Origin of the sequence: Roseateles chitinivorans (assembly GCF_050632145.1) — a bacterium.
GTDB lineage: Bacteria > Pseudomonadota > Gammaproteobacteria > Burkholderiales > Burkholderiaceae_C > Roseateles > Roseateles chitinivorans_B.
In genome coordinates this window covers 1,380,535-1,405,717 of the sequence record NZ_CP192577.1, presented here as the reverse complement: position 1 = coordinate 1,405,717, position 25,183 = coordinate 1,380,535, and the positions used below count along the sequence as shown (strand labels likewise).

Sequence of the window (25,183 nt, the reverse complement as noted above, 5' to 3'; positions counted from 1 at the left end):
TCAGCCGCCGCGTCGCAGCAGCACGGCGCGCACGCTGGTGGGCGCGATGCCGGTCTGCTGCTTGAGCGCGCTGAGCGCCAGCGTGGTGACGAGGTCGTCGTCCAGTTCCGCGGCGGTCGCGGGCGCCTGCACCCGCAGCGTGCCGTCGGCCATCAGGACGACGTCCAGCGTCGCCGAACGCTCGTCGCCGAGCGCCACGACGGCCTTCACCTGGCGGGTCACGCCGCCGGACGCGGCGCTGGCCGCGGGGACCGGCTGCTGCACCGGCTTCAACGCCAGGCTGTCGCCGAGGTCGTCGACGCGGAACATGCCCAGCGGCGTCGGTGCCGGGCCGCCCTGGTCGGCGTAGACCGGCAGCTGGCTCTGACGCGGCTGCTCATAGGCCGGCGCCTCGACTGCCAGACTGATCTGGCCGCTGTCTCGCAGCATCTGCTCCAGACCGACCGTGGCGACGGCGACGCTGTTGCCGGCGCCGTTCGCGTTCTGGCCCGAGCCGCTACCGTCCCCGGAAGCGGCACCGCCATTGGCGTTGCCCGTGCCCGTGCCCGTGCCGTTGCCGTTGCCGTTGCCGACACCGTTGCCCGAGCCTCCGCTGCTGCCACTGTTCGAGCTGGAACCGGCCGCGTTGCCCTCGGTGCTGCCTTGGCCGTTGCCTGCGCCAGCGTTACTGCCTGCGCCGCTGCCCGTACCGTTGCTATTGCCGTTGCCGTTGCCGTTGCCGTTGCCGTTGCCGTTGCCGTTGCCGGAGCCATTTCCCGCGCCACTGCCGTTGCCGGCGCCGTTGCCCAGGTCGACGGCGCCTGACGCGTTGCCCGACGGCCCCGCCGCGACGGCGGCGACGCTGGTGCCCAGGCCGCCGCCGTTGCCGCCGTTCCCTGTGGGCACGTTCGACGTCTTGTTGCCGCCGCCGTCCTGCGTGCCGTTGCCGCCGACGGGCTGGACCACCAGCGCGTCGATCGCCGGCGGGACGGTCTGCGCATCGATGGTGCCGGTCACCGTCAGCGACGCGGGCGTCAGCCGGTAGTTCGCCGCGTCGGCGCCGCTCAGCGTCAGCTGCACGTCCACCGGCTTGCCGGTACCGACGAACGGCGTGTCGAAGCGGCCCGAGCCGCCCACGCTGACCTGGTCGCCCGCGACCACGCCCTGCGGCGCACCGATCACGAGGGTGGCCGTGGTGTCGCTGTTGAAGACGCCGCCGATGACGGTCACCGTCGGCGCCTGGATCGTGCGCACGGCGATGTCGGCGCTGGATCGGGCGGAGCCCGATGCCAGCACGTAGTTCCCGGCGTCCGCGCCGGTCAACGCCAGTTGCACGTCCACGGCCTTGCCGTTGCCGGCATTCTTGTTGTCGAACTGGCCGCTGGCCGTCACCCCGAGCTGGTCGCCCGCCACGGTGCCGCTGAGGCCGCCGGTGGTGACCTGCGCGCCGCGCGTGCCGTCGTAGACCTTGTTGTCCACGTGGATCGCGCCGACGTCCACCGTGCGGGCCGTGATCGAGGCTGCACCGCGCACCGCGTCGGTCGCGAGCACGTAGTTCCCCGCGTCCGCACCCGTCAGCGCCAGCTGCACGTCGACGGCCTTGCCGGCGCCGACATTCCTGGTGTCGAAGCTGCCGCTGACCGAGACGTCGAGCTGATCGCCCGACACCGTGCCGGTCAGGCCGCCGGTGGTGACCTGCGCCGTGCGCGTGCCGTCGTAGACCTTGCCGCTGACCTGGATCGCGCCGACGTCCACCGTCTTGGGCGTGATCGCGGCCGTCGCCCCGGCGCTGGTGTCCAGCACGTAGTTGGCGGCGTCGGCGCCCGCCAGGCCGAGGCCCGACAGATCGACCGTCTTGCCCCGTCCCGCGTTCTTGTCCAGGAAGCTCACGGCGCCGTTCAGCGCGGCGTCGTCGCCCTGCACCAGACCCGAGACGCCGCCGCCCGACAGCTGCGCCGTCGTGTTGCCGTCGTAGACCTTGTCCTGCACCGCGCCGTTGGCGACGGTGACCGTCCTGGGCGTGACCTGGCCGATCGCGGCGCTGGCGCTGTCCGAGACCAGCCGGTAGCCGTAGACCGCGGTGCCGCCGTTCAGGCCGCCGTCGATGACGACGCCGTCGACCGTGACCGTCTTGCCGTTGCCGACGTTCTTCGTGTCGTAGTGGGCCGCGCCGTTCGTGCCGATCGCCAGGGTCACGACGTCGCCGTCGATCGCGCCGGTCGCACCCAGCTGGAGACCGCTGGTCGCCGCGCCGTCGTTGCCGTCATAGACCTTGGATGCGCTGCCCGAGAGGCCGGCGGTCAAGGTCGGCGCCACCGTGTACAGGAAGCCGTTGCCGTTGCCCAGGACGGCGTCGCCGTAGCTGGCGTCGTACTGCTTGAATGCCGCGACAAGGCCACCGCGCGTGTCGTTCAGCGGCGAGGTCGAGTACACCTGCCACGTCCCGCCGTTGCCGGCTTGCAGCGCGCCGGCGCCCGCCTGGTTGATGAAGTTGCGACCCGCGCGCAGGACGACCGGTGTCGCCGCGCCGCCGTCGTTGCCCGCGACGATCTGCTGCTGCAGCGTCAGGTCCGCCGCGGCGCCCTGGGCGCGCAGCGCGACGGTGCCGTCGGCCTGGACGCCTTGCAGGCCGTCGGCGGTGCCGACGATCAGCGAGCCGGTGTTGGTCAGCGACAGCGAATGGACATCCGCCGCGACCGTGCCGACCTGCTGCGCCCCGCTGAAGCTGGCGTCGCCGCCGCTGCGCAGTGCCAGCTTGCCGGCGGTGATGAGCACGCCCTGCTGGTTGCCGATGCCGACCGTGCTGCGATCGTCCAGCGAGACCGTGCCGCTCGAACTGATGTTGCCGGCGACGTTGATGCCGCCGGCTTCGGCGCGCACGAGCACGCCGCCGTTGGTCATCGTGATCGCGCCGGCCTGTGCGAAGGTGCCGCCCAGCAGCTCCAGGCGGTTGCCCAGCGACAGCTGGACCGGACCGACGACGCCCAGGTCGAGGTCGGACGCGTCCACGCGCAACGTGTTCACGCCGTTGAAGCGCGCCAGCATCGTGTTGGTCAGGTCCGCCGTGGTCGTGCCGCCGACGGTGATGCCGGTGGCCGGCCCGGTGCGGTCGAAGACGACCGTCGCGAGCGCGCCGTTGCTCGTCACCTGGTTGGTCGTGCTGCTCCAGCTCGGCGCCTGCAGCGTGAGCTGCGCGGCGCCGCCGGTGAAGTTGATCGGTGCGTCGAGCGCCAGCGTGCCGGTGCCGCTGTTGAGCGTCACGTTGGCGGCGCCGCGCGTGGTCAGGCCGGCCACGCCGTCGACGGTGCCCAGCGTGAAGCCGTTCGCGCTCGCCGGGTTCACGACGGTGGTGCCGCCGACGTCCAGCGCCAGCTTGGTGAAGCTGAAGGTGTCGTCGGTCAACGTCGCGCCCTGGCCGGCGGTCACGGCCACGTTGGCCGCGGCCACGCCGCCGTTCACGCCGATCACCTGGCCGCCGCTCTTCAGGCTGACCGTGGTGGCGTTGGTGGTGATGTCGTTGTCGAAGACGAGGTTGCCGCCGTCGCTGCGGCCGACTTCCAGCGTCGCCGCATTGACCTGGCCGATGGACGCGTTGCTCAGCCCGCCGCCCAGGTGCAGCTCGTTGGCGACCGTCATCTGGCGGATCGTGACCTTGCCCGCGCCGCCGTTGGCGGTGATGGTCTGCGACAGGTTGACGTTGTCGCCGGTCAGCACGATGTTGCCGGTGGTGTTGTTCAAGGTGCCGGCGGTGACGTCGATGGTGCGGTCCACCATCTCGAAGCTGCCGGACGCGTTGAAGCTGAAGTTGCCCGGCACGCTGATCGTGCCGGTGCCGTCGGCGCGACCGATCGTCAGGTTCTTGATGCCGGGCAGCTTGGCCAGCGTCGTCGCGGACGCGAAACCGTTCGCGTCGCCCAGCACCATGTTGGTCGCCGGGTCGTAGGGCTCCAGGCGCAGCGAGGCGGTGCTCAGGTTCTGCAGCGTCGAGTTGCCCCAGTCGATGCGGTTGGCGCGCAGCGTGAGGACGCCGGTGCCGGTGTCCATGTTGACGTTGACGCTGCCGAAGTTGATCGCGCTGTCCGTGTAGATGCTGGCGCCGCCCTTGAAGACGAAGGGCGTGTCGATGGTGACGTCGCCGTTCACGCTGAGCAGGCCCGCCAGGACCTTGTTGCCGTTGGTGTAGCTGCCGTCGCCGCGGAAGATCACGCGGCCGGTGCCCAGGATCATGCTGGAGTTCAGCGTCACGTCGCCGCTGCCGGTCGACACGTACAGGTTGCCGCCGTTGGTGGCGACCGGGGCATTCAACGTGAAGTAGCCGCCGCCCATGTTGTCGGAGTCGGCCCAGATGCGGACATAGCCGCCGTTGGTGGTCAGCGAGCCGCCCACGGTCGCGCCGTCGGCACCGTAGATGGTGATGGAGCCCGCGCCCGGCGTACCGCTGCCCGGTGTGGTGACGGTGTGTGTGGGCAGCGCGCCCGACGGGTTGGTGCCGGCACCATGCGCGATCATCGTCGGCACGTTGAGCACGCGGCCCGAGCCGAGCGCCCCCGCCACGAGCATCAGGCTGCCGTTGCCCGACACCTCCAGCACGTTGCTCGCGTTGGCGAACATCAGGTCGAAGTTGCTGGCGAAGCTGCCGTCGGTCAGGTTGGACGGCGGCGTCAGGTGGGTGCCGCTGCCGGTGCCGGCCTCGATGCGCAGGCTGACGTTCGGCTGCATCGTGATCTTGCCGTCGCCGCCGTTCAGGGTCAGGTCGTTGACGAGGATGTCGCCGGTGGCCTGCAGCAGCACGTTGGCCTGCTGCGCCTCGATGTCCTTCTCATAGACGACCGAGCCCGTCAGCACGTCGGTGCCGCTGCCGCCGCCGTTGATGGTCAGCGAGGCGGGATCCAGCAGCAGGTCGCCCGTCGTGCCCTTCGCCGCGCGCGCGTCGGCGCGGCCGCTGTAGGCCAGCTCCTGCTTGCCGGAGACCTCGATGCGGCCGCCGTTGCCGCCTTGATCGCCGCCGCGCGATTCCACGCGGCCGGCGAATTCGGTGCGGCCGTCCGACCAGGTCACGACCTCGCCGCCGTTGCCGTTCACCGTCGCGCTGGCGCGCAGCGTGGTCGCCGCGTCGACGCTGACGTTCTCCGCGTTGGCCAGGCTCGCGTCCTTCCCTTGCCAGCCGCCGCCGACGTGGATCTGGCCGCCGCCGGTGGCGCCGCTGGCGTCGATCGTCGCGCCGCGCAGCGCGAGCGTGCCGCCGGTGACGCGCACGTCGCCGCCCAGGCCTTGGGCCGAACTGGCGTCGAGGCGGCCGGTGATGTTCACCTGGCCGTTGTCGCCGCCGTCCAGGAGGATGCGGCCGCCCTGTTCGGACAGTCCCTTGGCCTCGATCACGCCGTCCATGTTGATGACGCTGGCGCGCAGCGCGCTCGCGCTGGGCGCGCTCAGCACGACCTGGCGGCCTTGCACGAGGCCTTCCTGCGACAGCTCGGCGTCCAGGGCCGCCTGGTCGACGCGGACCTGCAGCAGGCCGTCGCCGTTGAAGTCGAGCGCGACCTGCTGGCCGGCCGCCATCGCGACCTGGCCGGCGCTGATCGTGCCGGTGTTGACCACCGAGGCGCCCAGCAGCGCGACCACACCGTCGGCGCGGATGACGCCGTCGTTGCGGACCTGCGCGGTGCTGGTGCCGGAGAAGCGCGCGCGACCGCCGAGGAAATCGGCGTCGCTGACGTTCAGCGTGCTGGCCACCAGGCCGCCGACGTTGACCGTCGCGCCCTTGCCGAACACCACGCCGCTGTTGTTGACCAGCCAGACCTGACCGTTGGCGGAGAGGTCGCCGAAGATCTGGCTGGGCGCGCCACCGGTGACACGGTTCAGCGCCACGGCGTCGGCGCCGGTCTGGTTGAAGCGCACCGAGGCGCCGCTGCCGATGTCGAAGCTGTTCCAGTTGAGGATCAGCTTGCTGGAGCCCTGGTCGATGCGCAGTTGCGAGCCCTGCTGTGTCAGCGCGGCCTGGCCGGCGGCGATCTGCGCGCCGGTGGGCAGCGCGCCCGCGTCGAGCGCGGCGGCGGGTCCCGCGAAGCCGCCGGCCGAAATGGCCGCCACCGCCGCGATGGCGGCGGCGATGGCGCGGCGGACGGTGCCGCCGGTGCGCTTGCCGCGTCCGCGGGCGAATTCAGGCACGGCGACGAAGGCGCCGCAAAGCTCGTTCCAGACGAGCCGGTAGCTGTGGTTCAACGATCCCATGGTGTTTCTCTTTGATCTGTTCGGTCTGTGCGGTGGGGCGACCGGATCGGCGGGCGGGAGTCAGGCGGTGGCGCGGACCCGGGCGCGTGCCGTCGATCGGTCGCGGCGTCGATCAATAGTGGAAGGAGGCCTGCAGCCAGAAGCGCTCGCGGTCGTCGCGGCCATCGGCATCGCGGCCGGCGGCGGTGCGCCCGGGGTTGTGGCCGACCGCGTGCGCCCAGCTGGCGCGCAGGGTCCAGCGTTCGCCGGCCAGGTTGGCGCCCAGGCCCGCGCCGCCCAGCCCGTAGGAATTCGGCTGTCCGGCCAGCGCGCCGGTCCAGGGGCGCTCATGCTGCTCGACACGGCCGTAGTCCGCGAAGGCGATCAGCTGTGCGGCCAGGCCGTTGCCGAAACGCAGTTCGCGGCGCAGCTCGGCGGTGCCGACCCAGCCGTTGTCGCCGCTGGCCTCGCCGACCGGATAGCCGCGCACGCCCGACGGTCCGCCCAGCAGGAACTTCTCCGACGAGTCCAGGTTGCGCGCGCTCATCTGGCCGTAGCCGCCGACGAACAGGCCCCAGCCCGGCAGCGCCTGCGCGGTCTGCAGGCGCGAGACGCGCCAGGTCAGCTTGTCGTAGCTGCCCGAGGTGCGGGCCGTCATCGCGTCGGCGACCTGGTCGCCGGCTTCGCGCAGCGCCACGGTGCCGTTGGTGACGCTCAGGCCGAAGTCGTTCTGCGCGCCGCCCAGCACGTTGTCCCAGGCGTTGCCGTAGACGTTGACCGTCAGGCGGTTGAGGCGGCGATCGCGCAGCGTCTGGCCGAGCGCGTCGTCGACCAGCGTGCGCTGTTCGCCTTCGGCGGAGACCCACAGGTTGCGCTCGCGGCTGCGCAGCAGCGGGTAGCTCAGGCCGGCCGACACGGTGCGCGCGGTGCCGCGCAGGTCCAGCGGCTTGAGCTCCTCGCCGACGTGATAGTCCAGCCAGGTCGTCGCCAGCTGGGCGCGCAGGCCCGAGGCGCCGACGGCGAAGCCGTAGGCGAGGGCGGCCTGGCGGCTGCCGTCGGTGCGCGACACGCTGGCCTGCAGCAGGTCTTCGCGGTTCAGCGGACGGATCAGCGAGGCGGCGGCGCCGACGCGCCACTGGCCGGTGTAGCGGTTGTTGTAGTCGTCGACCGAGGCGTCCAGGGCCCAGGCACGGCCGGTCTCGGCGCGGACGTCGAGGCGGCTGGTGCCGGGCTCGTCGCCGCGTTCCAGCGTCGCGCGGGCCTGCACGCCGGGGACGTCGTTGATCAGCAGCAGTGCGCGTTCGAGCTGCTCGTAGCGGACCGGGCCGGCGGCCAGTGCGGCATCGGCGATCGCGCCCAGGCGCGGCGCGAGCGCGTCGTCGGCGCCGGTCACCCGGACGCGGTTCGCGCCCGACTGCAGCCGGCCGGACAGCACGGCGATCTCGAGCTCGCCCTGGGTCAGGTCCTGCCGCGGCAGGTAGGCGCGGGCCAGCACGAAACCGCGCTTCTGCAGCGCGGCGGTGACGCGCGCGGCCAGCGATTGCAGTTGACTGTGCGACAGCGGGCGGCCCTTGGCGTCGGCGACCAGCGCCTGCAGCTCGGGCTCGGGGATCAGGCCGTCGGCGCCGGTGAAGCGGATGCGATCGATGCGCGCGCGCAGGCCCGCCTGCTGGTCGTCGCCCAGGGGGCGTTGACGGCCGGGGCCTTGTCGAGGTCGCCGCGCTGGGTGGGCGGGGTCAGACGGCGCTGCTCGTTGAGCAGCTGACCGGCGTCCGGTGCCGCCGCCCAGGCCAGGCTGACGGACAGGCTCATCAGACTCAGCCCCAGGCCGGCCGCGCCTCGGCGCGTGCTGTACTTCATTCCCAATCTCCGGTTGTGTTTGGCAAGGGCGCGGTTATCCCGTGCGGAGACGGTCCGGAGTTCTGTCAAATCGCCGCGCATCTTTGGCGATTGGTTGACGGGCGGCGACGGGGGTCAGGCCGTGCCCGATTCCGGTAGTTTTTCCTCCTCGCGTCGTCCCCCCAGATGGGCGTTTTGAACGCTGGGCGCCCACCGGACTTGCCCCTGCGGGCACGTTTCGCGGATGGGCCCCGGACAATTCGCGCATGTCCCGTGCCGCGCCTGCCCCCGCGATCCATCGCCCCTTGTTGCTGCTGGTGGATGACCAGCCCGAGGACCTGCGCTGGTTGACCGCGCTGCTGCATCCGCTCTACCGGCTGGCCTTCGCCGAGAGCGGTCGCGCCGCGCTGCAGAAGGCGCAAGGCCTGGCACCCGATCTCGCGCTGCTGGACGTGGGGCTGCCGGACATGGACGGTTTCGCGCTGTGCCGGCTGCTCAAGTCCGACCCCGCGACGCGCGACGTGCCGCTGCTGTTCCTGAGCGCCCACAACGACGTGGACAGCCGCATCGAAGGCCTGTCGCACGGCGCGGTGGACTTCATCAGCAAGCCGTTCCATCCGCAGGAGGTGCTCGCACGCGTGCGGGTGCATCTGCATCTGGCCGCATCGCGCCGGCCGCAGGTGCCCGACGACGTCGAGGCGGCGCCGCCCGCGGAGGCAGGTACGCCCGACCAGCGCCTGCTGACCGCGGCGCGGCAATACATCGGCGAGCACCTGGTGGAGCCGCTGACGGTGAACCAGATCGGCCGCCAGGTCGGGCTGACCGGGCGGCGGCTGCTGGCACTGTTCCGCGAGGAGCTGGGACAGACGGTGTCCGGCTACATCAGCGACGAGCGCGTGCGTACCGGACAGCGCCTGCTGGCCGACACCGACATGAGCATCGCGGACATCGCGTTCCACGTGGGATATGCGAATGCCGGCAACTTCGCGACCGCGTTCCGCGAGCGCAACGGGCTCAGTCCGCAGGCCTACCGCACGACGTTGCGGACGCGTGACCGCGATGGCGGCGGGATGGTCGACGAGGGGGACGGCGACGTCGCCGACGGGGGGCTGCGGGCGGCCCCGGCACGCCGGAAGGCCGGAAGCCCTGATGGCGGCCTGGCGCGGGTGCATGGCCTCACTGGCGGTCGTCGCCGCCTGCTTTTCCGCACCCGCGGGGGCGGTGCCCGATCAGCGCATGGCCTTGCCCGAGGCGCCGACCGAGGCCCTGGCCGATGCGCAACCATCGCTCGTGATTCCGCTGGACGGCGCGTCGCCGGAGCGACTGGCGCTGGTCGACCGGGGGCAGTTCTGGATCGAGCGGGCGGAGCGGCCGTCCGGTGACGACGCGCCGCGCTGGCGTGCCGCCGATCGGGCGGCGCTCTCGCCCGGCTACACCCGGGACACCTACTGGCTGCGCTGGACATTGCGCCAGGACGGGACCGAGGCGACACGCTACGTGCTGATGGTGGACCCGGCGCGGATCGAATCGGTGGCGCTCTATCGGCGCCGGCTGCTGCCGGATGGCAGCGCGACGCCGTGGATCCGGGAACGTGCCGGCACCGACCTGGCCTTCGGCCAGCGGCCGCTGGCGCTGCGCGAAAGCGCCTTCCCGATGCGCGTCGAGCCGGGCGAGGTCTGGGAGCTGCGGCTGCGCGCCGCGAGCCGCGGCGCGCTGTCGATCGAACCGACGCTCTGGGTGGCGGAAGCGCTCGTCGAGGAGCAGCAGTGGCGGGTCTGGCGCGACGGCATGCTGTCCGCGGTGGGGTTGACGCTGGCGGCGCTGGCGGCGGGGCTGGCGGTGTCCCTGCGCGACCGCGGCTATGCCTGGATCGCGGCTTTCCTGTCCAGCGCGATGGTCTACGAGATGGCGATGCGAGGCACCGCCTTCCAGCGTTTCTGGCCGGACGCGACCGACTGGGCGCAGCGCGCGCTGGGCACGACGGGCGCGCTGACGACGGTCTTCCAGCTGATGGCGCTGGCGACGGTGTTGCGGCTGCGCGCCACGCAACCGGCGGTGCATCGCGCCCTGGTCGCGGTGGTGGCGCTGAGCCTGGTCGCGGTGACCGCCTGCATCGTCGCGGACTACCAGACCGGCACGCGCATGGCGGCGCCGACCAACGTCGCCCTGACGGCGATCGGCCTGATCGCGAGCTTCCGCGCGATGCGGCGCGGCGATCCGGTGGGCGGCGTGTGGCTGTGCGCGATCGGTGGCGTCGTGCTGGGCATCGCGCCGCGGTACTTCAGCCTGCTCGGCTATCTGCCGTATGCCGACTGGATCGAACTGGCGCCTTCCATGGTGGGCACCGCGGGCGCGGCGGCGGTGCTGGTGACGATGCTGCGGTTGCTGCAGCGGGAGCGGCGCCGGCAGGCGCAGACGCTGGAGGCGGCCGTGCTGGAGCGCACGGCGGAGTTGGCCCGCGCCAGCGCGCATGCGCAGGACAGCGATGCGGCGAAGGGCCGCCTGCTCGGCCACATCGGCCACGACCTGCGCGCGCCGCTGGCATCGATGGTGCAGTTGACGCGCCGGCTGACGCCGGGCGCGGACTTCGAATCGACCCGTCAGGCGCTGGAGCACGGCGGCGTGATGCTGCTCGACACGATCGATGAATTGCAGCGCTTCGCGCGGCAGCCGACGGCGGAGGCCGACCTCGAGGTGCTGAACGCGCCGGTCTACCTGCACGGGCTGCTGCATGAGCTGGCACTGCAGTCGCAGGCGCTGATGCTCGCAGGCAAGACCCGGCTCTCGCTGGTCATGGACGATTCGCTGCCGGCGGTGGTGGCGCTGGATGCGCGGCGGCTCCGGCAGGTGCTGCTCAACCTGCTGTCGAATGCGGCGAAGTATGGACAGGCGGGCGACGTCGTGCTGAAGGCCGGCGTCGAGGGCGACCGGCTGCTGCTGACGGTCTCCGACGAGGGCCCGGCCTGGCGCCGGAGGAGCTGGAACGGATCTTCGATCCGTTCACGCGAGGCCGCAGGATGGGCGACGTGCCCGGCCTCGGACTCGGTCTGGCCATCGCGCGTCAGACGGTGCGCGCGATGGGCGGCGAGTTGAGCGCGCGCAGTCCGACGGGCCGGGGCAGCAGTTTCATCGCGGAGCTGCCGCTGATCGAGGCGACCGAGGCCGAAGTCCAATGGCCGGCCTTGCAGACGCAGGCCGGGATGGATCGCATCGGCGACGGTTGGGTCGCGGTGGTGTGGGACCGCTGCGCGGGGGTGCGGGAGGTGATGCTGGAGCGCCTGCTGCAGTGCGGCTTCGATGCGCGCGAGGTCGAACGGGTGGAGGCGTTGCCCGACGCGATCGAGGAAGCGGCGGCGGCGGGGCAGGGACTGCTGCTGGCCTCGTCGCCGGAGTCGTTGCCATCGGCCGAGGCGTGGCACCGTTGGCGCGCGTGCTGGCCGCGCATGAAGACGCTGCTTTGCGCGGCATCGCCGCGTCAGCACTGGCCGGCAGAGGTCGGGCTCGTCAAGCTGCCGAAGCCGGCGCCGCAGACGCTGTGGGTGCCCGCGTTGTGGGAGCTGTGCCGGGAGGCGGATCTCCCGTCCTGATCGACGGTCGCTGAAACGACAAAGGGCGCAGCGTTGCCGCCGCGCCCTGTCGGGGCCTGGGGGCCTAGTGCTTACTTGGACTTGCGGCGGCGGGCAACGATACCGAAGGCCAGCGCGGCGGCGCCCAGCAGGGCGATCGAGTCCGGCTCCGGCACGGCCTGGCCGGTGACCAGGGTCAGGCGGGCGGCGACGGCGTTGCCGTTCTGGCCCGAGCTGCTCCACAGCGTTTCGGCGCGGCCCGACACGAACGGGTCCAGCAGCGAGGCGCCGATCACGAACGCGTGGTTGGGCGTCGCGCTGAAAGCCAGCAGATCGGCGATGGCGTCGTTGGTCAGCGAGACCGAGAAGCCGGGCATCGTGCCGGTCGGGCCGTTCAGCGTCGCCGTGCCGTAAGACTTGCCCGATCCCAGGTCGGCGAAGGCGGTGGCCGAATCGGCCGCGCCGGTGCGCAGGCTGCTGATCGAGCCGGTGTAGTCGAACAGACCCAGGTGCTTCTGCGCGTACTGGCCTTCCATCGTGCCGTTGCCCGAGGCGAAGCTCAGCGTCGCGGAGAGGATGGTCTCGCCGGCGGCCAGGCCTGGCAGCGAGAACACGTAGAAGCTGCGGTACTCACCGTTGTTGTAGAAGCCCGTGATGGTGTTGGTGTTGGACGGGCTGTGGGCCGAGACCGTCGAGTACCAGCCGTTGTCGGTGGTCAACAGGGAGACGGTGGCGGCTTGGCCAGCGACTGCCGACAGGGTCAGGGCGGCAGCGGCGGCAATACGAGCGATCAGGGACATGGTTTTTTCAAGCGGAAACTAACGGTGTGTCCCTGAAAAGCACGACACGGGCCAAGATCCAAATCTTGTTGTGTGACAACAAGTTAGAGAAATCTGTCCCAGATCGATGGGACGGTGTGTAAAGCATTTCGACACATCTTGCGCACGCAGATTGCCAACGCGCGCCCGATCAAGAGCCCTTGCCGCGCATCAATCCATTCCAGAAACGCATAACCCCGACAAGCGTTGGAGTTACGGCGTGATTACATTGGAACCAGTGTTCGGCGAAGCACCACGCTGAGGCGCGGCATTGGGTCAGCTCCGCGGTCTCCTCCTCTGAAAACGGGGTCGGGAGTCACCGGAACGGAGCTGACCCAATTCCGCTTTTCATATCCTCAAATTGGAAACCGTCATGAACCAACCCGTCATGGAAGGCTTGCGCCTGAACGTACCGGCCTACGTCAAACACCAACGCCTCGTCGCCTGGGTCGCCGAGATCGCCGCCCTCACCGAGGCCAAGGAGGTCTACTGGTGCGACGGCAGCCAGGCCGAGTACGACCGCCTGTGCCAGCAGCTCGTCGACGCCGGCACCTTCCAGAAGCTGAACCCGGCCAAGCGCCCGGGCAGCTACCTCGCGTGGAGCGATCCGACGGACGTGGCGCGCGTCGAGGACCGCACCTTCATCTGCACGAGGAACAAGCTCGACGCCGGTCCGACCAACAACTGGATGGAACCGGCCGAGATGCGCGCGCTGCTGCAGCAGGGCGACAAGGCGCTGTTCCGCGGCGCCATGCGCGGCCGCACGTTGTATGTCGTCCCGTTCTCGATGGGTCCGATCGGCTCCCCGATCGCCCACATCGGCGTCGAACTGTCCGACAGCCCCTACGTCGCCGTGAACATGCGCATCATGACCCGCATGGGTCGCGCGGTGCTGGACACGCTGGGCGACAACGGCGAGTTCGTCCCCTGCGTCCACACCGTGGGCGCGCCGCTCGAAGCTGGCCAGGCCGACGTCAAGTGGCCCTGCAACAAGACGAAGTACATCGTCCATTACCCCGAGACCCGCGAGATCTGGTCCTACGGCTCCGGCTACGGCGGCAACGCGTTGCTGGGCAAGAAGTGCTTCGCGCTGCGCATCGCCTCGACGATGGGCCGCGACCAGGGTTGGCTGGCCGAACACATGCTCGTCCTGGGCGTGACCTCGCCCGAAGGCAAGAAGCACCATGTCGCCGCCGCCTTCCCCAGCGCCTGCGGCAAGACCAATTTCGCGATGCTGATCCCGCCGAGCGGCTTCGAAGGCTGGAAGGTCACGACCATCGGCGACGACATCGCCTGGATCAAGCCCGGCAAGGACGGCCGCCTGTACGCGATCAACCCGGAAGCGGGTTACTTCGGCGTCGCGCCCGGCACGAACGAGAAGACCAACCCTAACTGCATGGCCAGCCTGGACAAGGACGTCATCTTCACCAACGTCGCGCTGACCGACGACGGCGACGTCTGGTGGGAAGGCATGACCGACGCGGCGCCGGCGCACCTGATCGACTGGCAAGGCAAGGACTGGACGCCGGCGATCGCCAAGGAAACCGGCGCGAAGGCCGCGCATCCGAACGCCCGCTTCACCGTGGCCGCGACCAACAACCCGGCGCTGGACGCCGAGTGGGACAACCCCGCCGGCGTGGCGATCGATGCATTCATCTTCGGCGGCCGTCGTTCGACGACCGTGCCGCTGGTGACCGAGGCCCGCGACTGGACCGAGGGTGTCTACATGGCCGCGACCATGGGCTCCGAGACCACGGCCGCAGCCGCCGGCCAGCAAGGCGTCGTGCGCCGCGACCCGTTCGCGATGCTGCCCTTCATGGGCTACAACATGGCGGACTACTTCCAGCACTGGCTGTCGCTGGGCGCCAAGCTGGCCCAGTCCGGTGCCAAGCTGCCGGCGATCTTCTGCGTCAACTGGTTCCGCAAGGGCGCCGACGGCAAGTTCGTCTGGCCCGGCTACGGCGAGAACATGCGCGTGCTGAAGTGGATGCTGGAGCGCGTCGACGGTCAGGGTCAGGGCGTCGAACACGCCTTCGGCACCAGCCCGCGCTACGAGGACCTGAACTGGCAAGGCCTGGCCTTCACGCCGGAACAGTACAAGACCGTCACCCACATCTCGAACGAGGACTGGGCGACGGAGCTCAAGCTCCATGACGAGCTGTTCGTCCAGCTGGCCCAAGGCCTGCCGGCGGAACTGCCCGCCACCAAGGCCAAGATCGAACAGCGCCTGGCCCAGGCCTGATCGCTCCCCGGATTCCACCCGGCGACCGCCTCGAAAGAGGCGGGTCCGGGGAGCCTGAAAAGGCAAAGCCCGCTCGAAGTGATTCGAAGCGGGCTTTTCTTTGCTCGGTCTGAAGCGACTTTCAATGAGAGCCTGCGCTCACATCACGATGTCTCCAGACGTCGTGACCGGGCCCGTACGGCGCCCGGCGGGGGTCGGCTGCTCAGCCGTTGCGGCGGGCGTTCGCGGCGCGCAGTTCAGCGGCGAAGGAGGGCATGCTCTCTTCGTACTGAGCGGCGAGGGCCAGGATCTCGCGCTCGGCGCGGGCCATCTTGGCGGACTCGATGCGGGCCTTGACGTTCGTGATCGTGCGGGCCCAGACGCGGGCGCCGATCGTGGCGAACGTGCCGCCGCGACGCACCGTGCGGCTCAGGGGAAGACCGAAGGTTTGGGTAGCGACGCTCATGGCGATTTCCTTTGATTGGCTTGTTGGGTCGGCTCTGTTAGAACCGATGGACCGAACTATAGGGTTTGCCCTAGGCATGTCGCCAATGAAAGATGGGCATTGAATGTATGAACGCTGTGCATATCATTGGGCGGATCGCGTCCAGCCCGTGATGCGCGTCACGCGGCGCGCAGTCGAGTGCGAAGGAATGCGCAAACCGGGGCCTGGTTGACCCGGTTCAAGGGGCCGCCCAGGACCGTTGTGCGGCTGCCATGTCCGACTGTTTTCCGTGAAAAAGTGCCTGTCATGAGCTTCCGGAACCTCGATCTGAACCTCCTCAAGGTGTTCGACGCCGTCATGGCCGAGCGCTCCATGACCCGCGCCGCGGAGCGGCTGTCGATGACGCAGCCCGCCGTCAGCCATGCGCTGAAGCGGTTGCGCGAGGCGCTCGGCGAGGACCTGTTCGTGCGTCAGGCCTTCGGGATGAAGCCGACCTCGCGGGCGGAAGGGCTCTGGCCGGAAGTCCGATCGGCGCTGACCCGGCTGCGGGTGGCGCTGGATCCCGGCGACTACCAGCCGACCTCCGAGGAATACACCTTCCGCCTGGCGATGGCCGACGCGACGGCCGCGCTGATCCTGCCGCCGCTGATGCAGCAGCTGGAGCAGATGCGCGCCCTGGCCAACGTCCATGTGCTGCCGCTCACCACGCGCGACCCGCGCCAGCTGCTGGAGCAGGGCGAGGCGGACTTCGCGCTCGGCTACTTCCCGAACGCGGTCGCCGCGCTGAAGGGGCAGGGCGACATGGCGGCGATCCGGCAGCAGCGGCTGTACGACTCGTACTACGTCTGCGTGATGCGCCGGGCGCATCCGCTGGCCGACCAGGAATTGACGCTGGATGCCTTCTGTCAGGCGCATCACCTGCTGGTGAGCTTCTCCGGCCGCCCCTACGGCTTCGTCGACGAGGCGCTGGCGGCGCTCAAGCGCAGCCGTCGGATCGCGCTGACCGTCAACCAGTTCTTCACCGCCGGCCGGGTGGTCGCGCACTCGGACCTGCTGACGGTGCTGCCGCAGTCCTTCATCACCGCCACCGGCTACCAGGAGGCGCTGATCTACCGCCCGCTGCCGATGCCGCTGTCGCCGGTGCACGTCGACGTGCTCTGGCACCTGCGCAACGAGGACCGCAGCGCCCAGCGCTGGATGCGCGAACGGCTGATCGACGCGGTGCGTCCGCCGTCCGCCGGCATGGCCGCCAACACGCCCATCGACACACCCGCCGACGTGAGCGGCGACAATCGCGCCCCATGAGCATTGCCCACGACCTTTCCGACGCCGAGTTCGACGAACTCGACGAACTTCTCGCCATCACGCCCGAACCGCTCGAGCCGCTGGACGCCTCGATGCTGGACGGCTACCTGGCCGGCGTGCTGGTGCAGCCTCGCCTGATCCCGATCGAGGAATGGCTGCCACCGATCTTCGATTACGAAGGCCGCGACCTGCCCGACGACGTCGATCCCGCTTGGCTGGCCCGCATCCGCTCGCTGGTGGAACGCCGCTTCGCCTCGCTGAACCAGAGCATGCTGGAGCAGGGCTGGTTCTATCCGGTGGTGTTGGATCTGGACGCGGACGAGGTGGACGCCGACGACACCGAGACGAAGGGCGAGGAGACCGCGGAGGTTTCCGCCGAGACGACGGCCGAAACGCCCGCAGACGAGCCCGTCGATCCGGACGCGCCGCAGCTTCCCGAAGACCCGATCACCCGCGCGCTGCTGCCGTGGGTGGGCGGCTTCGAGTACGCCGCGGTGACCTTCCCCGATCTGCACGAGCAGGCCGACGACAACATCAACGCGCTGCTGGCGCGCCTGTACCGCCATCTGCCGGCCGAGACGCCGGAGGAGGTGGAGATCGTCGAGCTGCTGGACCAGGAGCACCCGCTCAAGAACATCGACGAGGCGATCGAAGACCTGATCGTGACGGTCGTCGACCTGCAGGAAGCGACGGAGCAGCAGCGTTATCACGTCGAGCAGGTGCGCCGCGACGCGCCGAAGCTGGGCCGCAACGACCCGTGCCACTGCGGTTCGGGCAAGAAGTTCAAGAACTGCCACGGCGCGACCTGATCGCCGCCGGCCGTCACCCCGCGCCCCAGGCGCGGCGAAGACGGTGAAGACGAAGAAGTCTGTGAAGACGCACGACGCCGGCCCTCGCGCCGGCGTTTTTCATGGTCAGTGGCCGGTCTCGAAGTCGTCGATCGACACCGTCCGCAGCGCCGCGTCCAGCAGCGCGACATCGCCGCCGAGCAACCGGCTGGCCTCGCGCGCGGCGGCGAGCACCGCGCGGCAGGCGTTCAGCATCGTCTCGGGGGAGACAGCCGCACCCGCGGCCCCGAGACGGCGATCGCGCCTTGCACCCGCCCGTCGATGGCGAACACCGGCGCGGCGACCGAGGCCGTGTCCGGTTCGCGTTCGCCGTAGGAGACGCCCCATCCGCGCTCGCGGATGGCTGCGAAGCGTTCGCGCAGGTCGCTCGAGAACGCGCACAGCACCTTGCCCGACGCGCCCTGGTGCAGCGCGTACTGCTGCCCCACCGCCACCGCCGCGCGCACCGAACGCGCCGGCTCCCAGCGATGGATCGCGATCCGCGCCTCGCCGTGCCGGACGTAGAAGGACGCGGTCTCGCCGGTGTCCGAGCTGAGCTGCTTGAGCAGCGGCTCCACGATCGGCCCGACGTGGAACGAGCGCTGGTAGATCGTCGCCAGGCGCAGCGGCGCCGGTCCGATCGCGTACTGCCCGTCCGGCAGACGCCGCACGAAGCCGCCATGCTCCAGCGCCGCCAGCAGCCGCAGCACGGTGCTCTTGTAGAGGCCGGTGCGGCGCGACAGCTCCGCCAGCGACAGGGCGTCGTCGTCCTGACCGAACGCGCCCAGCAGCGCGAACGCGCGGTCGAGCACGGCGACGCCACTGGATTCGGTCGACGCCTCGGGGTTCTCGGAAGGTGCGCTGTCTGATTCGGCCACGGGTAATCCCTCGTCTCGGGCATCGCGGAGACGTCCTACAGTTCTATCAAACAAACCGCTGTTCTTCTAGATAGAACAAACACGGAGACGCGACATGACCCGGTTCCAGATTCCGCAGTGCCTGAATTCGCCGTGCCTGATCCGAGGCGCCGCCGTCACCCTGATCGCCGCCGCGAGCGCGGGCATGACCGCCACGGCGGCGCTGGCCGCGGATGCGGCCTTCCCGACCCAGCCGATCCGGCTGATCGTCCCGTTCCCGCCGGGGGGCGGCACGGACATCGTGTCGCGCCTGATCCTGGAGAAGATGCGCGAGGACACCGGCTGGACCTTCGTTCCGGACAACAAGGCCGGCGCGGGCGGCAACATCGGGTTGGATGCCGTCGCCAAGAGCAAGGCCGACGGCTACACGCTGGGCATGGGCCAGACCGCCAACCTGGCGATCAACCCGACGCTCTACCCCAGGATGCCTTACGACGCGGCCAAGGCTTTCACGCCCGTCGCGCTGGTTGCCGGCCAGCCGGTGGTGCTGGTGGTCTCCTCGTCCTCGAGCTACAGGACCGTCGCCGATCTGGTCGCCGCCGCCAAGGCAAAACCTGGCACCCTGACGATGGCCTCCGCCGGCAACGGCACGGTGGGCCACCTGACGGGGAGCTGTTCTCGAAGCAGGCCGCCATCCAGGTGACGCACATCCCCTACAAGGGCGCCGGCCCGGCGGCGACGGACCTGCTCGGCGGCCAGGTGGACTACTACTTCGCGACGCCGCAGACGGTGGTGCCCTTCATCAAGGCCGGCCGGCTGCGCGCGCTGGCGATCAGTTCCGCCGCGCGCCTGCCGGTGCTGCCGGACGTCCCCACCGTCGCCGAGAGCGGCTTCAAGGGGTTCGACACCTCGGACTGGAAGATGATCGTCGCGCCGGCCGGCACGCCGGCGGCAGTCGTCACCCGGATGAACGCGCAGGTGCAGAAGGCGCTGTCGAAGGCGGCCACGATCGGGCAGCTGCAGTCCGAAGGCAGCGTGCCGATGGCCGGCACGCCGCAGCAGGCCGCGCAGTTCCTGGCGCGCGAGCAGAAGCGCTGGGGTGACGTCGTGCGCAGCGGCAACGTCAAGGTCGACTGAGCGCGCGACGGAGCTTCGCATGAGCCAATCCCCGCTCCGCGGCGTCCGCGTCCTGGACCTGACCAACGTGCTGGCCGGCCCCTTCGCGTGCCACCAGCTGGCGCACCTGGGCGCCGACGTGATCAAGGTCGAGGCATGCGAAACCGGCGACCTCGCCCGTCAGCTCGGCGCCGACACCGCGCTGAACCAGGCGCACATGGGCGTGTCCTTCCTGGCGCAGAACCCCGGGAAGCGCTCGATCACCATCGACCTCAAGCGGCCCGCCGGCAAGGCGGTCTTCCGCAAGCTGGTGGCGACGGCCGACGTCGTCGTCGAGAACTTCCGGCCCGGCGTGATGCAGCGGCTGGGCGTGGGCTTCGACGAGCTGCGGCAGGTCAATCCGCGGCTGGTCTATTGCGCGATCTCGGGCTTCGGCCAGGACGGACCGCTGCGCGACCTGCCCGCCTATGACCAGATCATCCAGGGCATGTCCGGGATGATGAGCATCACCGGCGGTCCGGACACGGCGCCCTGTCGCGTCGGACACCCGGTGGCGGACACCATCGGCGGCCTGACGGCGGCGATGGCCATCGCCGCGGCGCTGGCGGACAAGGAACGCGCGGAGGCGACCTTCATCGATGTGTCGATGCTCGAGGCGGCGATGGCGACGATGGGATGGGCGGTGTCGAACCTGCTCGTCGCGGGCCGCGAGCCGCAACCGATGGGCAACGACAACGTGACGGCCAGTCCTTCGGGCACGTTCCGCACCGGGCAGGGACTGCTCAACATCTCGGCGAACAAGCAGGAGCAGTTCGAGGCCGTCTGCGACGCAGTCAGTCATCCGGAATGGAAGACCGATCCGCGCTTCGTCGACCGCCACGCGCGGCTGAAGCACCGCGCCGAGCTCAAGCATCTGCTGGAAGCCGCCATGAGCGATCGTCCGGCCGCCGAGTGGTGGCAACGACTCAACGACGCAGGCGTGCCGGCGGGTCCGGTCTACTCGGTGAAGGAGGCGCTCGCGCATCCGCAGGTCGCCGATCGCGGGATGGTCGCGAATTTCGAGAACGTGCCCGGCGTCGGGCGCGACGTCCGCGTGCTGCGCACCGGCTTCAAGCTGAACGGCCAGGCGCCGTCGGTGTCGACGCCGCCGCCGCGGCTCGGCCAGGACACCGAGGCGATCCTGGAAGAGCTGGGCTATGGCGCCGCCGAGCGCGCCGCGCTGAAAGAGGAGAAGGCCGTATGAGCGCCGATGACAACGGGAACGACAAGGCGGTCGCGGGCAGCGGGCCGGTGCATGACCCGCGCGTGCCGGACTGGTGGCGCACCTCGATCATCGAGATGTCGCCCGGCGTCATCCGCTATGGGGGTCACGCGATCCAGGACCTGATCGGACAGGTCAGCTTCGCCCAGATGATCTGGCTGATGACGCGCGGCGAGCTGCCCGGTTCGGAGCAGGCCAAGCTGCTGGATGTTGCGCTGATGGCCGCCGTGGACCATGGTCCGCAGGCGCCGAGCATCGCCATCGCGCGCATGGCCGCGACCTGCGGCGTCGGGCTCAACAACGCGATGGCGTCGGCGATCAACGTGCTCGGCGACGTGCACGGCGGCGCGGGCGAGCAGTGCGTGGAGATGCTGCAGTCGATCGCGATGCGCATGGACGCGGGCGGCTCGCTCGAGGACGCCACCGCCGCGGGCCTGGACGAGGCGATCGAGTTGCGGGGCAAGTTCGTCTCGGGTTTCGGACATCGTTTCCATCCGGTGGATCCGCGCGCGCCGCGGTTGCTGGAGCTGGTCGACGAGGCGGCGCAGCTCGGCGTGGTGTCGGGACGCTTCGCGACGATCGGTCGCGCGGTGGAGGCGGAACTGCAGCGGCGCAAGGACGGTCGCCGCATCCCGATGAACATCGACGGCGCGACCGCCGTGATCTACGCCGAGCTCGGTTTCCCGGCGCCGCTGGCGCAGGGGCTGTTCTGCATCTCGCGCTCGGTGGGGATCCTGGCGCATGCCTGGGAGCAGACGCAGCAGGGCGGTCGCAACAAGGGCCCGATGCCGCGTGAATACCTGTGGACCTACGACGGTCCGCCGGCCAGGCGCTGAGGCGGGCCGACGCGGTCGGAGGAAGTTCGGCGCGGCTGAACGCGCTGCGACAGCGCGCGCTCAGACCTCGATGACGAGGTCCGGCCGGTAGTCTTCCTGCTCGCCCTTGTTGGCGTAGCCCAGCGGATTCGCGACGACGCGGCAGCGGTGCGGCACGTCGCCGCGTGGCCCGGAAGCGGACTCGACGACGTAATCGTGGGCGCAATGCAGATGGCCGTGCAGCCACAGGTCCGCGTAGGGCAGCAGGTCGTCGAGCGAATTGCAGAAGCCGGCCGTGCCCGGCGTCAGGCCGTAGCGCGGGTCGGCGCTGCGCAGGGTCGGCGCGTAGTGGGTGACCGCCACCGTCTTCCCGTCGAAAGGCCGCGCGAGCGCCTCGCGCAGCCAGGCCTGGCACTCCAGCGCCAGGTCGCGCTGTCGTTCCGCCAGCATGTGCTGGCCGTCGACCAGCGTCGAGAACCGGCGCAGGTAGTGATTCGCCGCGCGGAACGCCTTCTCCCTGGCCGCCAGCTGCTTCGTCGGTGTCGCTTCGCGCGCGGCCAACGCGTCGAAGTCCGCCCACAGCGTCGTCCCGAGGAAACGCACGTCGCCGATGACGATCTCCTCGCGGTCCAGCCAGTCGATGCCGAGGTCTTCGCAGGTCTGGCGGAGCCGTGCGTGCGCGGTGACGAAGTCGATGCCGTCGTACTCGTGGTTGCCGGGCACGTAGAGCACCCGCGACCAGGGCGCGCCGTCGCGCCTCGGCGAGAAGCGGCCCAGGCCGAAATCGTCCGTCACCAGCCGCGAGCCGGTCTGGTACGAGCCGACGTCGCCCGCGAGCACCAGCAGGTCGACGTCCGGCGCGGCGGTCGTCTGGAAGTCGGTCTGGCGTTCGAGATGGAGGTCGGAGATCAGTTGCAGGCGCACGGCAGGTCGGCGGAGAGCAGAGGACGGAAAGCGCGATTGTCCAACGTCAAGGACGACGCAGCCTGCGGCATCGGTGCGGCTTTCCGGAAGCGACCCTGTGCCACACTGGTCCGAGGCCGGACGTCGGCCGTCACAGAGGGAGATCACGATGAAGATCCTCGTCGCCGTCGATGGCAGCACGTACTCGAAACGCATGCTGGCCTACCTCTCCGCCCACGATGAGTGGCTCGGCGGATCCCACGACTACACGGTGGTCCACGTCGTCCCGGGCGTCCCGCCTCGCGCGGCCGCGGTGCTCGACAAGGCCGTGCTCGCCGAGTACTACCAGGAGGAGGCCGGGAAGGTCCTCAAGCCGATCCGCACGTTCATGGACAAGCGCGGCATCAAGGCCCAGTACGTCGTCAAGACCGGGCATGCGTCGGAAGCGATCACGGCCGTCGCCGAGAAGGGCCGCTTCGATCTGCTGATGATGGGCTCGCACGGCCACACGGCGCTGGGCAAGCTGGTGCTGGGATCGGTCGCCACGAAGGTCATGGCCCACAGCGACGTGCCGGTGCTGCTGATCCGCTGATCCGCCCGCCCGGGACGCGGAACGACGCACCCGCCATGCAAAAAGGCGCCCGCGTGGGGCGCCTTGTCGCTTCAGCCGCGCCGTGCGGCCATCCAGGACAGGGGCGACTCGATCGTCGCCGGCGGTGCCGACTCGGACTCCAGCCCGTAATCGCTGCGTCGGAAGTCCTCGTACTCGCTGTCGTCCCCGAAGCTGGCTTCCATCCCGAACGCGGTACCCATGTCGGCCGGCTCCGGCGCTTGGCTGCCAGGCGAGTTGCGACGGAAAAGGCGGAGGGCGGAAGTGATGCGCATGATGGACCTCGTCGGAAAGCACGGGGTGTGACCGTCGCGCGGTGCCGATGCCGCACCCCGCGATAAGCACAGTTTGCGCGCCTTCGTCTTCAGGCAAATCCCCAGATCGCGGGTGCGCCGAAATGGTGTTCACAAATACACACAGATTGGGGCGTGCCCGCCACAGTGCGGCGAAATAACCACGTGCCCCACTTAGGTGTGATGCCCCCCTCATTCAGGGGTGACTATGCTCCGGGACTTCCCTGGTTTGCGGACGCCGTTGCTTTCTCATGTCTCCATTGATTCACAAGTCGATGACCTGGGCGATCGTCAGCAGTGTCGTGCTGACCTCCGCCTGGCTGGGCCAACTCCGTCCAGGACAAGCACGAGCGTGGCGGATTCCGGATGCGCCTGGTCGAGCAGGGCGCCAAGCCCGCCTCGGCGGCGCCGGCCATGGTCCAGGCGCAAGCCCAGGTCCAGGTCCAGGTCGCTTCCCTCAAACGCTGACCAGCGCGTCCCGGGCCCCTCGAGCCAGCGCCTCCCCGATCTGATCCAGCAACCCGGGAGGCGTCCCGCCTTCCGGCGCCGACGCCTTTGCGGCATTCGAGGCGGTCTCGCCGCCCAGCTTCCACTGGTGCCAGTACAGGGCGACCTCGACCTGGACCTCCGGCCGCAGCGCCACCAGTTCCCCGCTCGCGAGCAGCGGCCTGACCTGGAGTTCTGGCGCGACCCCCACCCCCAGCCCATCCGCACCGCGTTCACGTAGCCCTCGCTGGACGGCACGTAGCGGGCGTTCAGGCGCGCGGAGCGCAGCCCCATCGCCTGGCGGACCCATTGCTGCTGGGCGTCGTCCTTGCGGTTGAACACCAGGAACGGGACCTGCGCGAAGTTGGCCGCGCCCAGCCCGGCGGGCAGCATCCGGGCCGCGAAGTCCGGGCTGGCGACGGCGACGTAACGCATCACGCCCAGCGGCTGGGCGATGCACCCGCGCAAGGCCTGCGGCACGGTCGTGACGCAGCCCAGCACCTCGCCCTGGCGCAGCCAGTCGTGGGTGAAGTCCTGGTCGTCGACGACCAGTTCCAGTCCGAATCCCTCCCGCATGCCGCGCTGCACCAGCGGGTCGAGCGCCGGCAGGACCCAGGTCGCCAGGCTGTCGGCGTTCACGGCGATCGGCAGCCGTTCGGCCTGGGCCGCCTGGACGCCGAGTTCGCGGACGACGTCCGAGCGCAACGCCGCCAACTGGCGGGCATACCGGAGCAGGCGCTTGCCCGGTTCGGTGAGTCGCAGCGGCCGTGAACGCACGACCAGCAACTGGCCCACCTGCGCCTCCAGGCTGCGCAATCGCTGCGACACGGCGCTCTGCGTGATGGCCAAGGTCTCGGCCGCCCGTTCGAAGCTGCGTTCATCGGCCAGCGCGGCCAGACAGTCCAGGCCGGCGGCGTCCAGGTCTTTCATAAGCGTCTCTAATGGATTCGCTGAGATATTAATCCTGCTTCATCAAAGCCAGGGGGCTCATGACAATCCGGCGATGTCATCACCCAGCGCAGCCCTGTTGCAAGGTTGGCTCACCGGAGCCGGCCTGATCGTCGCCATCGGCGCGCAGAACGCGCTGGTGCTGCGCCAGGGCCTGATGCGACAGCACGTGGCGCCGGTGGTGGTGGTCTGCGCGCTGTCGGACATGCTGCTGATCTGGCTCGGCGTGTTCGGCCTGGGCCGGCTGATCGCGGCGAGCCCGCTGCTGATGGAAGTCTTCCGCTGGGGCGGGGCGGCGTTCCTGCTGGCCTACGGTGCCAAGGCGGCGCTGCGCGCGCTGTCGCCCCGGGCCGGCCTGCAGGCGCAGGCGGGCAGCGCCTCGCTCACGACGGTGCTGGGCAGCACGCTGGCCATGACGTATCTGAACCCCCATGTCTACCTGGACACGGTGGTGCTGCTGGGCACCGTCGGCGCGCAGCAGCCCGCGGGCCTGCAATGGCCATTCGCGGCGGGCGCCTCGGTGGCGTCCTGGATGTGGTTCTCGCTGCTGGGCTTCGGCGCGGCGGCGGTGGCGCCGGCGTTGCGCCGGCCGGCGGTCTGGCGCAGCATCGATGCCTTGATCGCCCTCGTGATGGCCTTGCTGGGACTGCAGCTGATCCTGCGCCCGCTGGCCTGAACCCTGCA

At 70.1% G+C, this 25,183-nt stretch carries 18 protein-coding genes and 2 pseudogenes; 10 read left to right on the top strand and 10 right to left on the bottom strand.

Annotation, left to right across the window (positions count from 1 at the left end; genetic code table 11):
* The 3 genes from ACQ86G_RS06495 to ACQ86G_RS06485 all read right to left on the bottom strand — a co-directional run bounded on the left by ACQ86G_RS06495 (position 1) and on the right by ACQ86G_RS06485 (position 8,049).
* Positions 1 to 6,210, bottom strand: coding sequence for a YDG domain-containing protein (locus ACQ86G_RS06495; protein ID WP_431259828.1), 6,210 nt, complete (start codon positions 6,208 to 6,210; stop codon positions 1 to 3).
* Between the two features lie 112 nt (positions 6,211 to 6,322).
* A complete protein-coding gene (locus ACQ86G_RS06490; RefSeq protein ID WP_431261349.1) occupies positions 6,323 to 7,786 on the bottom strand; it encodes a ShlB/FhaC/HecB family hemolysin secretion/activation protein in 1,464 nt (487 codons plus the stop codon).
* A gap of 14 nt (positions 7,787 to 7,800) precedes the next feature.
* Positions 7,801 to 8,049, bottom strand: a complete 249-nt coding sequence (locus ACQ86G_RS06485) for a hypothetical protein (RefSeq protein ID WP_431259827.1) — start codon at positions 8,047 to 8,049, stop codon at positions 7,801 to 7,803.
* 245 nt (positions 8,050 to 8,294) lie between these two features.
* On the opposite strand from ACQ86G_RS06485, the gene ACQ86G_RS06480 reads away from it, so the two are divergent.
* Positions 8,295 to 9,410: a response regulator gene (locus ACQ86G_RS06480; RefSeq protein ID WP_431259826.1), complete on the top strand. Its 1,116-nt coding sequence runs from the start codon at positions 8,295 to 8,297 to the stop codon at positions 9,408 to 9,410.
* Positions 9,319 to 11,615 (top strand): annotated as a pseudogene (locus ACQ86G_RS06475) (sensor histidine kinase). The gene ACQ86G_RS06480 and the pseudogene ACQ86G_RS06475 overlap by 92 nt, the downstream one beginning before the upstream one ends.
* Positions 11,616 to 11,686: 71 nt before the next feature.
* On the opposite strand, the gene ACQ86G_RS06470 reads toward ACQ86G_RS06475, so the two are convergent.
* Positions 11,687 to 12,394 carry a PEP-CTERM sorting domain-containing protein gene (locus ACQ86G_RS06470; RefSeq protein WP_431259825.1) on the bottom strand — a complete coding sequence of 236 codons (708 nt, stop codon included), beginning with the start codon at positions 12,392 to 12,394 and terminating at the stop codon, positions 11,687 to 11,689.
* 391 nt (positions 12,395 to 12,785) lie between these two features.
* On the opposite strand from ACQ86G_RS06470, the gene ACQ86G_RS06465 reads away from it, so the two are divergent.
* A complete protein-coding gene (locus tag ACQ86G_RS06465) occupies positions 12,786 to 14,654 on the top strand; it encodes a phosphoenolpyruvate carboxykinase (GTP) (protein ID WP_431259824.1) in 1,869 nt (622 codons plus the stop codon).
* 202 nt (positions 14,655 to 14,856) lie between these two features.
* On the opposite strand, the gene ACQ86G_RS06460 is transcribed toward ACQ86G_RS06465, so the two are convergent.
* Complete coding sequence (locus ACQ86G_RS06460) at positions 14,857 to 15,099, bottom strand: hypothetical protein (RefSeq protein ID WP_067279865.1); 243 nt, start codon at positions 15,097 to 15,099, stop codon at positions 14,857 to 14,859.
* 285 nt (positions 15,100 to 15,384) lie between these two features.
* Here ACQ86G_RS06460 and ACQ86G_RS06455 point away from each other — a divergent pair, with 285 nt between their 5' ends.
* Positions 15,385 to 16,383, top strand: coding sequence for a LysR family transcriptional regulator (locus tag ACQ86G_RS06455; protein ID WP_431259823.1), 999 nt, complete (start codon positions 15,385 to 15,387; stop codon positions 16,381 to 16,383).
* Positions 16,380 to 17,192 (top strand): UPF0149 family protein, encoded by an 813-nt coding sequence (locus tag ACQ86G_RS06450; RefSeq protein ID WP_431259822.1) that lies wholly within the window; start codon positions 16,380 to 16,382, stop codon positions 17,190 to 17,192. The genes ACQ86G_RS06455 and ACQ86G_RS06450 overlap by 4 nt, the downstream gene beginning before the upstream one ends.
* A gap of 105 nt (positions 17,193 to 17,297) precedes the next feature.
* Here ACQ86G_RS06450 and ACQ86G_RS06445 read toward each other — a convergent pair whose 3' ends face one another.
* Positions 17,298 to 17,426 carry a hypothetical protein gene (locus ACQ86G_RS06445; RefSeq protein WP_431259821.1) on the bottom strand — a complete coding sequence of 43 codons (129 nt, stop codon included), beginning with the start codon at positions 17,424 to 17,426 and terminating at the stop codon, positions 17,298 to 17,300.
* Complete coding sequence (locus ACQ86G_RS06440) at positions 17,420 to 18,088, bottom strand: IclR family transcriptional regulator (RefSeq protein ID WP_431259820.1); 669 nt, start codon at positions 18,086 to 18,088, stop codon at positions 17,420 to 17,422. The genes ACQ86G_RS06445 and ACQ86G_RS06440 overlap by 7 nt, the downstream gene beginning before the upstream one ends.
* Before the next feature lie 184 nt (positions 18,089 to 18,272).
* Between ACQ86G_RS06440 and ACQ86G_RS06435 the strand changes: the two are divergent.
* The 3 genes and pseudogenes from ACQ86G_RS06435 (at position 18,273) to ACQ86G_RS06425 (ending at position 21,280) form a co-directional block, all read left to right on the top strand.
* Positions 18,273 to 19,204 (top strand): annotated as a pseudogene (locus tag ACQ86G_RS06435) (Bug family tripartite tricarboxylate transporter substrate binding protein).
* A 19-nt stretch (positions 19,205 to 19,223) separates the two neighbouring features.
* Positions 19,224 to 20,426: a CaiB/BaiF CoA transferase family protein gene (locus tag ACQ86G_RS06430; protein WP_431259819.1), complete on the top strand. Its 1,203-nt coding sequence runs from the start codon at positions 19,224 to 19,226 to the stop codon at positions 20,424 to 20,426.
* The gene (locus tag ACQ86G_RS06425) at positions 20,423 to 21,280 is read left to right on the top strand and encodes a citryl-CoA lyase (protein WP_431259818.1); all 858 of its coding nucleotides are present in this window, start codon (positions 20,423 to 20,425) and stop codon (positions 21,278 to 21,280) included. Before ACQ86G_RS06430 ends, ACQ86G_RS06425 begins: the two co-directional genes overlap by 4 nt.
* A 60-nt stretch (positions 21,281 to 21,340) precedes the next feature.
* On the opposite strand, the gene ACQ86G_RS06420 is transcribed toward ACQ86G_RS06425, so the two are convergent.
* Complete coding sequence (locus tag ACQ86G_RS06420; RefSeq protein ID WP_431259817.1) at positions 21,341 to 22,183, bottom strand: metallophosphoesterase; 843 nt, start codon at positions 22,181 to 22,183, stop codon at positions 21,341 to 21,343.
* Between the two features lie 148 nt (positions 22,184 to 22,331).
* On the opposite strand from ACQ86G_RS06420, the gene ACQ86G_RS06415 reads away from it, so the two are divergent.
* Positions 22,332 to 22,754, top strand: a complete 423-nt coding sequence (locus ACQ86G_RS06415) for a universal stress protein (protein ID WP_431259816.1) — start codon at positions 22,332 to 22,334, stop codon at positions 22,752 to 22,754.
* 71 nt (positions 22,755 to 22,825) lie between these two features.
* Here ACQ86G_RS06415 and ACQ86G_RS06410 read toward each other — a convergent pair whose 3' ends face one another.
* Together ACQ86G_RS06410 and ACQ86G_RS06405 are read right to left on the bottom strand one after the other, a co-directional pair.
* A complete protein-coding gene (locus ACQ86G_RS06410; RefSeq protein ID WP_431259815.1) occupies positions 22,826 to 23,047 on the bottom strand; it encodes a hypothetical protein in 222 nt (73 codons plus the stop codon).
* A gap of 309 nt (positions 23,048 to 23,356) precedes the next feature.
* A complete protein-coding gene (locus ACQ86G_RS06405; protein ID WP_431259814.1) occupies positions 23,357 to 24,481 on the bottom strand; it encodes a LysR family transcriptional regulator ArgP in 1,125 nt (374 codons plus the stop codon).
* Between the two features lie 73 nt (positions 24,482 to 24,554).
* Here ACQ86G_RS06405 and ACQ86G_RS06400 point away from each other — a divergent pair, with 73 nt between their 5' ends.
* Positions 24,555 to 25,175, top strand: a complete 621-nt coding sequence (locus ACQ86G_RS06400; protein ID WP_431259813.1) for a LysE/ArgO family amino acid transporter — start codon at positions 24,555 to 24,557, stop codon at positions 25,173 to 25,175.
* Positions 25,176 to 25,183 lie beyond the last annotated feature (8 nt).